Source organism: Amycolatopsis pretoriensis (assembly GCF_900107925.1).
Classification (GTDB): Bacteria; Actinomycetota; Actinomycetes; order Mycobacteriales; family Pseudonocardiaceae; genus Amycolatopsis; species Amycolatopsis pretoriensis.
The window spans coordinates 568250-583885 of record NZ_FNUJ01000004.1; the positions used below are offsets into that span (position 1 = coordinate 568250).

Below are 15636 nucleotides of genomic sequence, written 5' to 3' on the forward strand. Positions count from 1 at the left end.
TTAGTCCGCCTTGTAAAAGGTTGCACCCACGTTGCCCGCCCGTTTCACCGTGCCAGGCGAGCCCCGGTGACTAAGCGTTCGTTCAGCCGCGCCTTCGCGGCGGGCCACTCCGGCGCCAGCATCGAATAGGTGACGGTGTCGCGCGACGAGCCGTCCGGCCGGATCCGGTGCGCGCGCAGGACACCTTCGCGCAGCGCGCCGAGCCGTTCGATGGCGCGTTGCGAGCGCAGGTTGCGGATGTCGGTCTCCCAGCAGACCCGTTGCGCGTCAAGGGTTTCGAAGGCGTGGGTCAGCAGGAGCAGCTTCGATTCGGTGTTCAGGCCGGTGCGCTGCCAGTCCGCGCCGATCCACGTGTGCCCGATCGAAAGGATCCGGTGCTTCTCGACGACCTGGTAGTACGACGTCGTCCCGGCGACGCGTCCGGAAGCGGCGTCGATCTGCGCGAAGGGCAGCCGGCCGGGCTCTTCGAGCGCCTGCTCGACCATCCGCTCCGCTTCGGGAAGATCCCCCGGCTGCCGGATGCTGAGCCACGCCCAGATGCCCGGGTCGGCGCCGGCTTCCAGGAGGCCCTTGGCGTGCTCGGGCATCAGCGGCTCAAGACGGACGTGCTCGCCGGACAGGGTCGGTCGGGTGCTCCAGTCGGTCACATGCTCACCGTAAGCGGCGCAATGGCTGTCTCTGATAGCCAATTTCCGAGCATTTCCACAGGCCACTTCGGCGTTGCCTATGCTCGGCTGAACCACGACGAAGGGCGAGATCGATGGCCGAAGAGCGGGAAGAGCTGAGCTGGGAGCTGTTCGGCACCGCGAGCCGTGAACTGGCTCACACCATCGCCGACGACGGCTTCGCGCCGGACCTCATCCTGTCCATCGCCCGCGGCGGCCTGTTCGTCGCCGGCGCGCTCGGCTACGCGCTCGACGTGAAGAACCTGCACGTGATGAACGTCGAGTTCTACACCGGCGTCGACCAGCGCCTCGACCTGCCGGTGATGCTGCCGCCGGTGCCCAACGTCGTCGACCTGACGAGCAAGAAGGTGCTGATCGCCGACGACGTCGCCGACACCGGCGCCACGCTCAAGCTGGTCCGCGACTTCTGCCTCGAGCACGTCGCCGAGGTGCGCTCGGCCGTCGTCTACGAAAAGCCGCACTCGACGGTCAAGTGCGAGTACGTCTGGCGGCACACCGAAAAGTGGATCAACTTCCCGTGGTCGGTGCTGCCGCCCGTGGTCGCCCGCGAAGGACAGGTGCTCGACGCATGACCGACCCGCTGAAGCCGCTCCTCGACCTCGAAGGCGTCGCCGCGGCCGCGAAGTCCGCGCAGGACGCCGTGTTCGCGGTCCACCGGCTCCCGGCCAACCTCCGCGGCGGCGCGGCGACCGCGGCCGAGGCGTCGGTCCGCGCGGCCCGCGCGTCCGCCGGCATCGAGGGCGCGAACCCCGAACTACCTCTTGACGGTGCCGTCGCCGACCCGGTGCTCGCCGGCGCGCTGCGCGTCGCGGAGACGCTCGAAACGCTGCTCCCGACGTGGCGCCGCGCGCCTCTGCAAGCCTTGGCGCGCCTGCACGTTCTCGCCGCGGCCGACCTCGTCGACGACCTGGACGCGTTGGGCCGCCCGCGGTCCGGTGGCGGCCGCTTGGAACTGCTCGCCCAGCTCGTCACGGGTGCGACGTCGGTGCCGGGCCCGGTCCTGACCGCCGTGGTGCACGGAGAACTGCTGGCGCTCAAGCCGTTCGGCAGCGCGGACGGTGTCGTGGCCCGCGCGGCCGCGCGGCTGACGATGGTCGCGACCGGCTTGGACCCGAAGGCGTTGAGCGTTCCCGAAGTCGCGTTCTTCCGGCGGGTGCCAAAGTATTTGGAAACCGCGGAGGGATTCGCGAGCGGTTCGCCGGACGGCGTACGCGAGTGGCTGCTCTTCTGCTGCGAAGCGTTCGAAGCCGGTGCGCGCGAAGCGAAGAGCATTTCGGACGCGGCGTCCTAATTGGACAGCTTCGCCGACCACTTCTCTTCGATCCGCCCGAACCGCCACACCGCGAGCGCGACGACCCACGTCAGCACGAACAGCCCGACGATCCCGAACCCGACGTAGTCCAGGTCCACCGACGCGATCGCGGCCAGCGGTCCCGAGGTGATGTCCAGCTTCTCGGCGAGGATCGACACCAGCTCGATGGTCCCGATCACCAGCGCCACCGCGACCGACAACGCCGTCACCGTGATGTTGTAGAAGATCTTGCGCACCGGCTTCGCGAACGCCCAGCCGTAGGCGAAGTTCATGAAGCAGCCGTCCACGGTGTCGAACAGGCTCATGCCGGCGGCGAACAGGATCGGCAGCACGAGGATCGCGTACCAGGGCAGGGCGAACGTCGCCGCGCCGGCGGCCAGCACCAGCAGCCCGATTTCCGTCGCGGTGTCGAAACCCAGCCCGAACAGCACGCCGACGGGGTAGATGTGCCACGGCTTGCGCACGGCCTTCGTCGCGCCGCGCAGCAGCCGGTTCATGACACCGCGGTTGTCCAGCTGGTGCTCCAGCGCGGCTTCGTCGAACTCGCCGTGGCGCATCTTCTTGAAGACCCGCAGGATCCCGATCAGCACGACGAGGTTGAGGATCGCGATCACGTACAGGAACACGCCGGACACCGACGTGCCGATGAGGCCGGTGGCGTCGTGCAACGCCGAGGAGTCGTCCTCGACCTGCCCGGCCAGCGCGCGGACGCCCAGCGAGAGCAGCAGGCACAGCGCGAACACGATCGTCGAGTGCCCGAGGGAGAACCAGAACCCGACCGAAAGCGGGCGCTGGCCGTCGGCCATCAGCTTGCGGGTGGTGCCGTCGATCGCCGCGATGTGGTCGGCGTCGAACGCGTGCCGCATGCCGAGCGTGAACGCCGTGACGCCCAGCCCGATCCCGAACACGCCCGTCGTGCCCAGCGCGTAGTGGTGGGGCGCGACGAAGACCGCCAGCACCACCCAGCCCACGACGTTGAGGAGCAGGACGAACCCCGCCATCCCGCCGACGGACACCCACTCGCGGCGCGAGAGCCCACGCCGCGAGCCGTCTTTCGTACCCGTGCCCACCATCGCCGCCCGCCCTTCCTCATCTGAGAGGTTAGACAGGTGAACAGATGATGGTCTAGCTCGCGCGCACCCGCACCAGGTCGAGCGCCTTCCGCACGTGCCCGCCCGACGCGTGCAGTGCCTTCGCCGCGCTCTTGACGTCCTCGCCGGACAGCAAGTGCACCAGCGCCACCTTGAGGTCGCCCCCGGCCTCGGTGAGCGCGTCCGAGCAGTCCGCCATCGTCATGCCGGTGGCTTCCTGCAGGATCCGGATGGTCCGGCCGCGCAGCTTCGCGTTCGTCGCCCGCATGCTGACCATGAGGTTGGAGTAGGTCCGGCCCAGCTTGATCATCGTCGCCGTGGAGAACGACGTGAGGATCATCTTCTGCGCCGTGCCCGCCTTCATCCGGGTCGAGCCGGCGATCGCCTCCGGGCCGGTGTCGACCGCGATGAGCACGTCGACGCCCGCCGGCTTCGCGGCCTTCGGGTTGCCCGACACCAGGCCGGTGCGGGCGCCCTGGCGCGACGCGGCCAGCAGCGCGCCCAAGACGTACGGCGTCCTGCCCGACGCCGTCAGCCCCAGCACGAAGTCGCCCGGCTGGACCATCGCGGCCATCTCGGCCGCGCCGGCCCCGTCGTCGTCCTCCGCGTTTTCGACGGCCTGGCGCAGCGCGCGCTCGCCGCCGGCGTGGTGCGCGATGAACCAGTCCGACGGCACGTTGAACGTCGGCACCAGCTCCGCCGCGTCCAGCGTGGCGAGGCGCCCGGACGTGCCCGCGCCGACGTAGTGCACCCGGCCGCCGGCCCGCAGGGCGTCCACCGCGTAGTCCACCGCGCGCGCCACCTGGGGCAGCACCGCGGCCACGGCGCCGGCGACCGTGCGGTCTTCGGCGTTGATCGCGCCCAGGATCCCCGCGGTGGACATCAGGTCGATGTCCGTGGTGCGGGGATTGCGGGTTTCGGTCGGCGAATCGACGTGCACCGCCTGCGTGGGGACGGTCATCATGCGCCTCACATTTTCTCCGGTCATTACTTGCCGGTTTCCCGCGGACGGCGACGACCGTCCGGCCTGACCCCCAAGCGGTGCGAGCCGACCGCGTCCCTGGTCGCGTCCAGGGCGTTGACCGACGCGTCCATGTGCCGCTGCGCGACGCCGATGAACAGGCAGTCGATGACGGTGAGCTGGGCGATGCGGCTCGCCGTCGCGCCCGACCGGAACGTGGTTTCCCGGGCTGCCGTCGTCAAAACGTAGTCGGCGACCTCGGTGATCGGGGACCGCGGGAAGTTCGTCACGGCGATGGTGATCGCGCCGTGCTCCCGGGCCACCCGCAGCGCCTCGACGGTGTCGGTGGTCGCGCCGGTGTGCGAGACGCCGATGGCGACGTCACCGGGGCTCAGCACCGCGGCCGAGGTGAGCATGATGTGCGTGTCCGACCACGAGAAGCACACGCGGCCGATGCGGTGCAGCTTCTGCTGAAGGTCCGCGGCGACGAACGCGCTGGCGCCCACGCCGTAGACGTCCACGCGGCCGGCGTTCGCGACGACCTCGATCACGCGCTCCAGCGTGGCGACGTCGAGCTGGTCGGCCGTCTCCTCGACGGCCCGCGCGTCGGCGAAGCTGACCTTGCCGATGACGGCCGCGAGGTCGTCCTCCGGCCCGATCTCGCCGCCGAGGTTGCGCGTGGTGCGCGCCTCGGTGCGCGCGGTGTCCGCGGCCAGCGCGATGCGCAGCTGCGGGTACCCGCCGACGCCGACCGCCTTGCAGAAGCGCGTCACCGTCGTCTCGCTCGTGTTGGCCGCCAAGGCCACTTCGGTGATGCTGCGTCTCGCGACCTGCGCGGGATCCTCCAGCACCACCTTCGCCACGCGCTGCTCGGCGCGGGCCAGGCCGGGGAGCAGGGACCGGATCCGGACCAGCGGGCTCGCGTCCGCGTCCCGCACGGCCGGCTGGACCGATACGGGCTCGGACGGTGCCGTGCCGACTACGGATTCGGTATCACTCACCGTCGGAAAGTTACTAACCGTTGGCATCTGCGACAAGGCTACCCACACCCTTCGGTCGGATCGCAACCCGTCCGTGTCTGCGGATCTGGATTTGCGATTAATCACTGACCAGAAAGTCGCCAACCAGGTCGGTCTTGTTAACGAGGTCAAGCTAACGACTTGGCAACTTAGTGTCGCGGCGCAAACGGCAAGCGGACGGTAAATTCGGTTCGAAGTTCGACGGTCAGCGACAGCGCTGTCACCTTGAGCTCAACTGCCAACCCTCCGCGACGAACGCGGCGGGATTTCGTTCACCGTCGAGGAGTGATCGGCCGCTCTCGGTGACTTTCACACCGTCGACCGAAACTCCGCGACCCGTGTAACTCGGGTCGGTGCTGTAACGCCACCGCAGGCTCACCGACGCGCCGCGCGGCAGCGTGCCCGCCGCCCGCCACCAGGCACGGTGCCCGTGCCCGGAGAGCGACGTCACATCTCCGGAGGGTGCGCCCGGACCGGAAACCGACAGCGCGATCGGTTGCCAGTTCACCCCGTCGGTGGTCGCTTGCAGCTGAAGTGGATCAGAGCTTCCCTCGGTGTCCACGAAGGCGTAAAAGGACACGCGCGCTTGATCACTTTGCGTAGTAAACGGGCCGGTACTCAGCGTGGCGACGCTCGCGTTACCCAGCGTGCTCGTCCAGGCGTCCTTCCCGGCCTTCGGCTCGACGGCCATGGCCCGGGCCAGCGAGGTCGCCCACACCTGGCGCGCGGTGTTGATCGAGCCCCAGTTCCGGCTCGGGTGCACGCGGTTGGTCAGCAGGATCGCGAAGGAGCGCGACTCGGGGTCGATGACCAGCGTCGTCCCGGTGAAGCCGGTGTGCCCGGCGGTGACCGGGGACGCCAGCGCGCCCATGTACCAGGGCTGGTCGAGCTCGAAGCCCAGGCCGTGCGCGTCGTCCGGGAACTGCTGGTTGTAGTTCGTCAGCATCATCTGCCGCACGGTGTCCTCGCCGAGGATCCGGTGCCCGCGGTAGCTGCCGCCGTTGAGCATCGTCTGGGCGAGGACGGCCATGTCGTTCGCGGTGCTGAACACGCCCGCGTGCCCGGCGACGCCGCCGAGCGACCACGCGTTCTCGTCGTGCACGCTGCCGCGGACCATCCCACGCGGCGGGTTCGCCTCGTACTCCGTGGCGGCGACGCGGTTCAGCTTCGACGCGGGCGGGTTGTAGCCGGTGTCGACCATGCCCAGGGGCGCGGTGATCCGGTCGTGGACGACCTTGTCGAGGGGCTGCCCGGTCAGCTTCTCGACGATGAAGCCGAGGGTGAGCAGGTTGATGTCGGAGTAGAGGTAGGTCGTGCCCGGCTTGTTCTTCAGCGGGCTGTCGAGCACGGCCTGCCGGCGCGACGGGATGTCCGGGTAGCCGGCCCACAGCGACGGGATCGGGTCGGCGTCGAACCCCGAGACGTGCGTGAGCAGCATCTTGATGGTGATGGCGGCCTTGTCGCCCGTGGCGAACTCCGGGAAGAACTTCGACACGGGCGTGTCGATGGTCAGCTGCCCGCGTTCGACCAGCTGCAGCACGGCGATCGAGGTGAACAGCTTCGAGATCGACGCCATGTCGAAGATGGTGTCGTTGCGCATCGGGACCTGCTGGTCGACGGGCAGTTCGGTGCCCGCAGCGTCGGCGTACCGCAGCGCGCCGCCGACGGCGTAGCGGTCGACGACCACGCCGTCGTGGGCCAGCAGGCCGACCGCGCCGGAGAAGTGCGGGTGCCCGGTCGTGTCCGGTTTCGTCCAGCTCGCCAGGAAGTCCTCAGCGGCCTTGATCGGCGCCGGGTCCAGGTTGACCTCTTGCGGGCGTCCGTCGCGCAGGGTCGTCCACGGCGCGGCGAAGCCGTGCTGCGGCCGGTCGAAACGGCCCGCGTCGTCGTGGCGTCCGATGGCGCTGGCTCCCGAGGTCAACGTGGTCAGTGCGACCAGCACTCCGGTGGCCGCGGCGATGACCTTCCTAGCACGCACGAGTTCCCCCTCAGCGGTAGAGCAGGTAGTGACGACGTCTGCGGTCGAACTCGGTGAGCTCGGCCCGCCAGGCCCCGGTGACCTCGTCGACGCCCGCGCCGGCGTCGACCATGGTCCGCAGCCGGTCGGACCCGGAGAGCTTGTCGATGTAGTTGTCCGGGCGCCAGGCGAAGACGTCCGGGTGCAGGGCCTTCGCAGTGACGAGCATGGCGACGGCGGTGCGGATGGCGTCGAAGACGCGCGGGTCGTCGACGCTGACCTGCACGCCCCCGCAGGTCTGGTTGACGAACTTGCTGAACGTCGGCACGAAGTAGGTCTCGCGGAACTTCGCGCCGGGCAGCCGCAGGTCTTCGAGCTTCTCGCGCCAGCGCCAGTCGAGCCCGGGCGCGCCGATGATCTCGAACGGCCGGGTCGTGCCGCGGCCTTCGGAGAAGACCGTGCCCTCGAACATGCCGGTGCCGGGGTAGACGAGGGCCGTGTCCGGGGTCGGCATGTTCGGGCTCGGCAGCACCCAGTTCAGGCCGGTCTGCGCGAAGAGCGTGTCACGCTGCCAGCCGCGGACTCCGACGACGTCGAGGTGCTCCAGCTTGACGCCCTCGCCGGGCAGGAACTCCTCGGCGAAGAACCGGGCCAGCTCGCCGGCGGTCATGCCGTGCTGCTGGACGATCGGCTTCTTGCCGATGCCCGAGGCGAACTTGGGGTCGAGCAGCGGGCCGGCCGCCCGGCCGCCGATCGGGTTCGGCCGGTCGAGCACGACGAAGGCGGCGTTCGTCTTCGCGGCGGCCACCATCGCCGTGTAGAGCGACCAGATGTAGGTGTAGAAGCGCGCGCCGACGTCGGCGATGTCGAAGACGACCGTGTCGACGCCCGCTTTGGTGAACAGCGTCGCGAGCTTCGCCGCGTCGGCGCCGTACGCGTCGTACACGGGCACGCCCGTGCGCGGGTCCGTGTAGTCGCCTTCGGAGCCGCCGGCCTGTGCGCTGCCGCGGAAGCCGTGCTCGGGCCCGAAGGCCGCGACCGGCTTGACGCCGGCCGCGACCATCGAGTCGACGATGTGGTCGCCGTTCAGCAGGACGCCGGTCGGGTTCGACAGGACGCCCAGCTTGCGGCCCTTGAGGGACCGCCAGCCCTGGGCGGCCAGCTGCTCCGCGCCGGTGAGCACCCTGGTGGGCTTGCTGTCCGGTTCGGCCTCGGCGACGGCCGAGCCGCCCGCGAGAGCCGGGACCGCGAGCGCGCCCGCGCCGAGGAAGTGGCGCCGGTTCAGGTTCACCAGGTCAGCCCGTGGCCGAAGGGGTACTTGACGGTGTGCACGTCGGCGCCCGCCGGGATGTCGACCGGCAGCTTCCCGACCGGCTTCGTCTCGCCGAGGATCACCTTGGCCAGCGCTTCGAGCGTCGGCCCGATGTAGCCGTAGGTCGCCAGCCAGGTTTGCACGGTGGACGCGTAGCCCGCGTCGTACGGGATCTGCGCGGCGACCGCGACGACCGGCTTGCCGGTGGCCTGCAGCGCGTTCAGGAGCTTGGTCTGCAGGGGGAAGCCGCCGATGTTGTTCGTCAGCACGACGACCAGGTCGACGTTCTTGGCGTTCGCGACGGCCTGCGCGATCTGGGCGTCCGTCGGGGCCTGACCGGTCTGGTAGGCCGTCGCGGCCGTGCCGTGGGCGGTCAGCTTCTGCGCGAGTGTCGTCGTCGTGGAGACGCCCCAGCCGGTGACGAGCGCCGTGGCGGGCTTCTGCTTCAGCGGCAGGACGCCGGCGTCGTTCGCGACGGCCGTGATGCCGCGGTCGGCGATGTCCTGCGCGGTGGCGAGGTTCGCCGGCGTGCCGACGGTCTTCATCACCCGGTTCGGGTCGACGAACGGCGCGAACAGCATGCCGCTCTTGAACTTCAGCTTCAGCACGCGCAGCACGCTCTGGTCGATCCGCTGCATCGGGATGTCACCCGACTTCACGGCGGCGAGCACCGAGTTGATGGCGACGTCGAGGTGCACCGGCATGAGCAGCTGGTCGACGCCGGCCTTCAGGGCGAGGACCGGGATTTCGGCGTCGCTGTGCATCTCGCGGACACCCTGCATCTCGAGGGAGTCGGTGACGACGACGCCGTTGTAACCGAGCTCGTTCCGCAGCTTCCCGGTGACGATCGGCTTCGACAGCGTCGCCGGCTCCAGCGACGGGTCGAGGCTCGGGAACTGGATGTGCGCGGTCATGATCGAGTCGATGCCGGCCTTGATGGCGGCCTTGAACGGCGGCACGTCGGTGGCCCGCCACTGGTCCTCGGTGCTGTCGATCCGCGGCAGCCCGGTGTGGCTGTCGGTCGGCGCGGCGCCGTGGCCGGGGAAGTGCTTCGCGGTCGCGGCGACGGACTTCTGGAAGCCGCCGACCTCGGCGGTGACGAAGTCGCTCGCCAGGCCGGGCTGCCCGGCGAAGGAGCGGACGCCGATGACCGGGTTCACGGGGTTGGAGTTGACGTCGGAGTCGGGCGCGAAGTCCTGGTTGATGCCGACGGCCCGCAGCTCCTGGCCGAGGATGGTCGCGGCCTTGGTGGCGCGGCTCGTGTCCCGCCCGGCGGAGATGGCCATGGCGTTTGGGAACTCGGTGGCCGGCGCGCCCATCCGGGTGACGGTGCCACCTTCCTGGTCGGCGGCGACCTGCAGCGGGATGTGCGCCCCGCTGGTGATGGCGGCCATCTGGAGGCCGTTGGACAGCTTCGCGACCTGGACGGGGTCGTCGAAGTTGTCGCGCGAGTCGTTGTTGAAGTAGATGACGCCACCGAGGTGGTACTTCCGGACGACCTGAGCGGGGGTGTCGACCCCGAAGTCGGTCTGGTTCTTCGGGTTCACCTCGTCGGCGGACTTGCCGTTCACCCAGGTGACGAACAGCTGCCCGACTTTTTGCTCGAGCGTCAGCCCCCGCAGCGCCTGCGTCGCCATGGCCTCGGCCTGCGCGTCGGCGCTCACCCGCGGTGCACTGGCCGCGGTCGCGACACCCACACCGGTGAGGGCGAGCACCCCCGCGACGGGCAGGGCGAGCGCATGGAACCTCCGATTTCGGGTCGTCACGACCAGCCTCCCAGAAAGTTGCGAGCGCCCGGCGGACGTGAGAAGTCCACTCGGAGGCGCCAGTATCGGGAAGCTACTCACCGAATCCGTCGATGTCCATCGACCGACCGAGGCAACGGCCGAGTCGTACCCGGATCGGTAGGGGAAGCCGCTGTTCGCGGCGTGCGCGGCGGCCGAACGGGGGGCGGACCACCGCCTCCACTGGGCTGTCCCGGCTTTCCCGGAAACCTGCCTACCGCATAGACGAGGCGGCGCCCGTGACCCCGAAGGGCCAACGGGCGCCGCCTGCAAGCGCGAACATCTCGGGCGACCAAGCGTGCAACTCTGGTCGTACCTACATGGACTCGGCGTGTGGCGTCCCACTACGCAGTCCCTAGACGACGAGCCTCCCGCGGCGCGCTGCGCGTGGGTACCCGGAGTCCGCGCACGGAGGTTTGCCGGGGTGGAACAGGCTTCTCTTCTACCTGCTCCCTGGCCGACCGAACGTCCGCACCTACTTTCTACGCCGTGAGCCCGGTCACTTCAAGTGCGCGGATGGGTGCACCGGTACAGAGGCTGGATCGGGTGACACCGGCACCCTGCGCGACGGACAATTCGGGGCTGGGCCAAGCAAAGCCGGGGCCGTGCGGCCGTGTGGGTGGCGACCCGGTCGGCTATCGGGACCGACGGCGACGATTGAGGCCGTACCAGGTCGCCCCGGCGGCCACCGCGCCGACGCCGAGCGCGACCATTCCCGCCGATCGGGTGGGGATCCGGCTGCGCAGCGACATCGGCCGGTCGAACGCCAGGATCGGCCACCCGCGCTCGAGCGCCTCGCGCCGCAGGAGCTTGTCCGGGTTGACCGCGTGCGGGTGCCCGACGACTTCGAGCAGCGGGATGTCGGTGCTCGAATCGGTGTAGGCGAAGCACTCGGCGAGGTCGTAGCCGTGGGTCGCGGCGAGCTGCTTCGCGGCGACGGCTTTGTTGGCGCCGTAACAGTAGAAGTCGACTTCGCCGGAGTAGCGGCCGTCGACGATCTGCATCCGCGTGGCGACGCTCCGGGTCGCGCCGAGCATCTCCGCCACCGGCGCGACGACCTCTTCGCCGGTCGCCGACAGGACGATGACGTCGTGCCCGTCTTCGCGGTGGCGCGCGATCAGCTCGGCCGCCTCCGCATACACGAGTGGGTCGACGACGTCGTGCAGGGTTTCGCGGACGATCGCCGAAACCTGGGCGACGTCCCAGCCCGCGCACAGCGCGGAAACCTCGGCCCGCAGCCGCTCGGTCTTGTTTTCGTCGGCGCCGGCGAGCGAAAAGACCAGCTGCGCGTAGGCGCTCCGCAACGCGGCGCGACGGTTGATCAATCCTTCTTTCAACAAGGGCTTGCTGAACGCCAGCGCGCTCGACGAGGCGATGATCGTCTTGTCCAGGTCGAAGAACGCGGCCACCGCGTGCTCCGGGCCCGGCTTCCGGATGCGCGACGGGGCGCTGCTCGGTTCGGCCACCTGCCCAGGATAGGAGCTTGATCGCGGCGCGTCCCGTTGATCCACCACCCGCGCGGCGCGGCGGGGGGAAAATCCATGACAGGAAGGCACTTCCGGCGCGCTGTGCCGTTACCGAACTGTGTGCCTCGCCCGGCGCGCGAACCGGCCACCGGCGGAGTTACAGTGATGGAGCCCGGTGTCCAACCGGGCCGGTTCAGTCCGACCCCCCGGGGCTGAACCCACGGCGGCCCCCGTCCCTCCCCCCTGGCGGGGGCCGCCCTCTTAACCTTCTTCTTGCATTCGGCCCGCGCCTTCGGTGCGGGCCGTTTTGCCTTCCGCTAATCTTTCTCGATTCCGTTTTCCGGACATTCTCGAAAACGGTCGAAATCTTCGAATGCGGATATTCGTCCGGGCTTTCTTCCGCAGGTGCGTCGCGGGCGGGCGCGATCTTGCCACACCCCACCGACAGAACCGGCTCGCGAGCGGCGCGCCGGACGGCAGTTGTCCACAACACCCCGGTTGTCCACAGCCGCCCGTCCGCCCCGTTGCGCCCCCGGGCCGCCCCCCGCGACGGTGGAACCCGGGCCACCCACGGCCCCACCGACGACGGGGGAGGAACGCATGACGGGGGAACGACCGCTCGTGGTCGCCGCGGACGAAACCGTGCTCGACGAAATCCTGCGTGTGGCAGCGGTCGCGGGCTGCGAGCTCGACCGCGCACCGGACCTGACAGCGGCCCGCGGCCACTGGGCCCGCGCGCCACTGGTGGTCCTCGACGAAGAAGCCGCGCGGCTGCCACCCGTGCTGCCCAGGCGGGCCGGGATCCTCCTGGTCTGCAAGGGCAGTCCGGGCCCGCGGACCTGGGAGAGCGCCTTCCGCTGCGGCGTCGAGCGCGTGATCTCGTTGCCGGAGGAGGAAACCGAGCTCGCGGGCGCCTTCGCCGACGTCGTCGAGACCCCGGCGGAGGAGGCCGGTCTGGTGCTCGGCGTGGTCGGCGGCCGGGGCGGCGCGGGCGCGTCCGTCTTCGCCGCGACGCTGGCGCTGGCGGCCGACCGGGATCCGGGCGGGGCCCTGCTGGTCGACTGCGATCCACTCGGCGGCGGTCTCGACCTGTTGCTGGGGCTGGAAAAGACCCCCGGACCGCGCTGGTCGGAGGTCCGGCTGAGCGGCCGCGTCTCGGTACCGGCGCTGGCGGCGGCCCTCCCGCAGCGAAGGCACCGCGGCGGCAGCCTGCCGGTGCTGGCGTGCGGCCGCGAGGGCGAAGGCCCGGCGGTCGAATCCCTGTCGGCGGTCCTCGCGGCCGCCCGCCGGTCGGGCCGCACGGTGGTCTGCGACCTCCCGCGCACGCTGACCGACGCGGCGGCGGAAGCGGTCGCGGTGGCCGACCTCGTCGTGCTGGTGGTGCCGGTGGAGTTCCGCGCCTGCATGGCGGCGAAACAGGTGCTGCGGCCGCTGTCGGCGCTGACGGCCCGGCTCGGGGTGGTCGCGTGTGGACGGTCCCGATCCGGCGTCCCGCCGGTCCAGACGGCCGGCCTCCTCGGCCCGCCACTGCTGGCGTCGATGGCGCCGGAGCGCGGTCTGCCGGCGGCGATCGAGCGCGGCGAGTTCCCGGCCAAGCCGGCGGGCCCGCTGGCCAAAGCGGCAGCCGACGTCTTGGCGGTAGCGCGCCGCGAAGCCCGGGCGGTGAGCAGATGAACGCCAGCCCGCCGGCACCGCCGGTCAAGGTGGCCGAGCTGCTGCTGCCCACGGTCCTGGCCCTCGCCGGCCGCGGCCCGGTGAGCGCGGAGAACTTCCTGACGGCGCTGGCAGGTACTCGCGTGACGGCCCATGCCGGCGACACCCGGCCCCGGGCGGTGGCCCGATGAGCACCAACTCGCCGGTACCGCCTGCCGAGCTCCTGCCGGCCACGGAGAACTTCCTGGCCGCGCTGGCAGGCACTCGTGTGACGGCCCGTGCCGGTGCCACCCGGCCCCGGGAGGTGGCCCGATGAGCACCAACCCGCCGGTACCGCCTGCCGAGCTCCTGCCGGCCACGGAGAACTTCCTGGCCGCGCCGGCGGGCACTCGAGTGACGGCCCATCTCGGTGCCACCCGGCCCCAGGCGGTGCGACCGTGACCACCGACTTCGTCGACCGCGTCCGCAACCGCCTCGCCGGCGACCGCCGCCAAGCCGATCCGGTCGCGGTCGCGACGGCTGTCCGGGCCGAAGCCGGCGGCGCGCTCGGCCACGACGAGGTGCTCGACGCGGCCCGCCGGGCCCGCGACGAGTTCGTCGGCGCCGGCCCGCTGGCCCCGCTCCTGGAGAACCCGGCGACGACCGACGTGCTCGTCACTGGCCCGGCCGAGGTCTGGACGGACGGCGCGGAAGGCCTGACCCGCACCGATATCCGGTTCCAGGACGAAGAAGCCGTCCGCCGGCTGGCGCAGCGCCTGGCGCTCGCGGCCGGCCGCCGGCTCGACGACGCACAGCCCTTTGTGGACGGCTGGCTCCCCGGCGCCGGCCCCCACGGCCGCATCCGCGTGCACGCCGTGCTCCCACCGGTCGCGGCGAACGGCACGTGCCTGTCGCTGCGCGTCCTGCGCCCGGCGACGCACGATCTCGCGAGGCTGCAGGAGCTCGGCGCGTTCGACGAGAACGGCGCGAAGGTGCTGCGGACGGTCGTCTCGCGGCGGATGGCGTTCCTGGTCACCGGCGGCACGGGCGCGGGCAAGACGACGCTGCTGGCGGCGCTGCTCGGCGCGGTCGACCCGGCCGAGCGGATCGTGTGCGTCGAGGACGCCGGCGAGCTGCAGCCGGCGCACCCCCAGTTCGTCAGCCTCGTCGCCCGGCCGGCCAATGTGGAGGGTGCGGGCGCGGTGGGCCTGCCGGAGCTGGTCCGCCAGGCGCTGCGCATGCGCCCCGACCGCCTGGTGGTCGGCGAGGTCCGCGGCGCCGAGGTCGGCGCACTGCTGGTCGCTTTGAACACGGGCCACGACGGCGGCGCGTGCACGGTCCACGCGAATTCCCCGGCCGAGGTCCCGGCCCGCATGGAGGCGCTGGCGGCGCTGGGCGGCCTGAGCCGCGACGCGGTCCACAGCCAGCTGGTGGCGGCGATCCGAGTGGTCCTCCACATGCGACGCGACCCAGGCGGCCACCGACGTCTGGCGGAGGTCGCCGTTCTCCGAGCAGAACACGGCCGCGCACGAGTGGTACCGGTGTGGCGAGCGGGCCGCTGGACGGTCGACCGCCACCTGTTCCCCACAAAGGAGGCGACCGCATGCTGAGCGCGCTCGTCACCCCATGGTTCCCGCTGTGCATGGGAGCGGCCCTGGCGTGCTGGCCCGCGTCGCCAACGCGTCTCCAAGCTGCGGTCGAGCCCCCGACGATATTCCGAGTCCCCGACGCGTGGGCAGTGCTCCGCTGGCTGCTCCCAACCGCCGCTGCAGCCTTCTTGGCGGGCGCCGGAGGGGCGATCGCGGCAGGCGTACTGACGCTGGCGTGGCACCAGGAGCGAAAGGCCCACCGCCGAACGGCGACGGACATCGACCTGGCAACCCACACGGCAACGGCATTGCGCACGATGGTCTCCGAGCTGCGTTCAGGAGCCCACCCGGTAACAGCAGCGGAGGCAGCGGCCGAGGTGGTCCCGCCACTATCCGGCGACCTGCGCGCGTTGGCAACATCGGCCCGCCTCGACGGCGAGCTGAAGGCACCGGCCATCCCCCAGCTGGCAACGGCATGGACATTGGCCAAACGCCACGGCCTCCCACTGGCGGAAGTACTGCAATCCACCCACCGCGACGCGGAAGCAACACTGACATTCGCGCGCCGAACCCGAGCAAAGCTGGCCGGCCCGAGGGCAAGCGCAGCGGTCCTGACGGGGCTCCCGGCGTTGTGCGTACTGCTCGGCGAGGTAATGGGCGCATCCCCGCTGCAGGTACTGACGAAGAGCACGCCAGGCCAGGTCCTGCTGGTGGTGGGCAGCATCCTGCTGTGGGCCGGAACGGCTTGGTGCCGAGCATTGACGGGCCGGGTGCAACTCCAATGACCCCGACCACCCCAGCACACACGGCCCGCCGCCACCCCGAGG

At 70.8% G+C, this 15636-nt stretch carries 14 protein-coding genes; 6 read left to right on the top strand and 8 right to left on the bottom strand.

Annotation, left to right across the window (positions count from 1 at the left end; genetic code table 11):
* Positions 1-44: 44 nt before the first annotated feature.
* Complete coding sequence (locus BLV96_RS20305; RefSeq protein ID WP_086679250.1) at positions 45-647, bottom strand: GNAT family N-acetyltransferase; 603 nt, start codon at positions 645-647, stop codon at positions 45-47.
* 113 nt (positions 648-760) lie between these two features.
* Between BLV96_RS20305 and BLV96_RS20310 the strand changes: the two genes are divergently transcribed.
* Positions 761-1258: a phosphoribosyltransferase gene (locus BLV96_RS20310; protein ID WP_086679251.1), complete on the top strand. Its 498-nt coding sequence runs from the start codon at positions 761-763 to the stop codon at positions 1256-1258.
* Positions 1255-1977, top strand: a complete 723-nt coding sequence (locus tag BLV96_RS20315) for a Fic family protein (protein WP_086679252.1) — start codon at positions 1255-1257, stop codon at positions 1975-1977. The genes BLV96_RS20310 and BLV96_RS20315 overlap by 4 nt, the downstream gene beginning before the upstream one ends.
* Here the strand turns inward: BLV96_RS20315 and nicT are convergent.
* From nicT to BLV96_RS20350, 7 genes are all read right to left on the bottom strand, one after another.
* Positions 1974-3071: a Nickel transporter NicT gene (nicT, locus tag BLV96_RS20320; protein ID WP_086679253.1), complete on the bottom strand. Its 1098-nt coding sequence runs from the start codon at positions 3069-3071 to the stop codon at positions 1974-1976. The two genes, BLV96_RS20315 and nicT, sit on opposite strands and share 4 nt — an antisense overlap.
* Before the next feature lie 52 nt (positions 3072-3123).
* Positions 3124-4053 carry an N-acetylmuramic acid 6-phosphate etherase gene (locus tag BLV96_RS20325; RefSeq protein WP_086679254.1) on the bottom strand — a complete coding sequence of 310 codons (930 nt, stop codon included), beginning with the start codon at positions 4051-4053 and terminating at the stop codon, positions 3124-3126.
* A gap of 23 nt (positions 4054-4076) precedes the next feature.
* Positions 4077-5051, bottom strand: a complete 975-nt coding sequence (locus BLV96_RS20330; protein WP_425266186.1) for a MurR/RpiR family transcriptional regulator — start codon at positions 5049-5051, stop codon at positions 4077-4079.
* A gap of 238 nt (positions 5052-5289) precedes the next feature.
* Positions 5290-7011, bottom strand: coding sequence for a serine hydrolase domain-containing protein (locus BLV96_RS20335; protein WP_086679256.1), 1722 nt, complete (start codon positions 7009-7011; stop codon positions 5290-5292).
* Between the two features lie 46 nt (positions 7012-7057).
* On the bottom strand, positions 7058-8317 hold the full coding sequence (locus BLV96_RS20340; RefSeq protein ID WP_086679257.1) for an exo-beta-N-acetylmuramidase NamZ family protein: 1260 nt from the start codon (positions 8315-8317) through the stop codon (positions 7058-7060).
* Positions 8314-10053, bottom strand: a complete 1740-nt coding sequence (locus tag BLV96_RS20345; RefSeq protein ID WP_086679258.1) for a glycoside hydrolase family 3 protein — start codon at positions 10051-10053, stop codon at positions 8314-8316. The genes BLV96_RS20340 and BLV96_RS20345 overlap by 4 nt, the downstream gene beginning before the upstream one ends.
* Positions 10054-10757: 704 nt before the next feature.
* Positions 10758-11588, bottom strand: coding sequence for an HAD family hydrolase (locus BLV96_RS20350; RefSeq protein WP_086679259.1), 831 nt, complete (start codon positions 11586-11588; stop codon positions 10758-10760).
* 600 nt (positions 11589-12188) lie between these two features.
* On the opposite strand from BLV96_RS20350, the gene ssd reads away from it, so the two are divergent.
* The 4 genes from ssd to BLV96_RS20365 all read left to right on the top strand — a co-directional run bounded on the left by ssd (position 12189) and on the right by BLV96_RS20365 (position 15594).
* Complete coding sequence (ssd, locus tag BLV96_RS20355) at positions 12189-13262, top strand: septum site-determining protein Ssd (RefSeq protein WP_086685002.1); 1074 nt, start codon at positions 12189-12191, stop codon at positions 13260-13262.
* A complete protein-coding gene (locus BLV96_RS49905; RefSeq protein ID WP_158104245.1) occupies positions 13259-13432 on the top strand; it encodes a hypothetical protein in 174 nt (57 codons plus the stop codon). Before ssd ends, BLV96_RS49905 begins: the two co-directional genes overlap by 4 nt.
* A gap of 246 nt (positions 13433-13678) precedes the next feature.
* Complete coding sequence (locus BLV96_RS20360; protein WP_086684999.1) at positions 13679-14830, top strand: TadA family conjugal transfer-associated ATPase; 1152 nt, start codon at positions 13679-13681, stop codon at positions 14828-14830.
* A complete protein-coding gene (locus BLV96_RS20365) occupies positions 14824-15594 on the top strand; it encodes a type II secretion system F family protein (RefSeq protein ID WP_086684997.1) in 771 nt (256 codons plus the stop codon). The genes BLV96_RS20360 and BLV96_RS20365 overlap by 7 nt, the downstream gene beginning before the upstream one ends.
* Positions 15595-15636 lie beyond the last annotated feature (42 nt).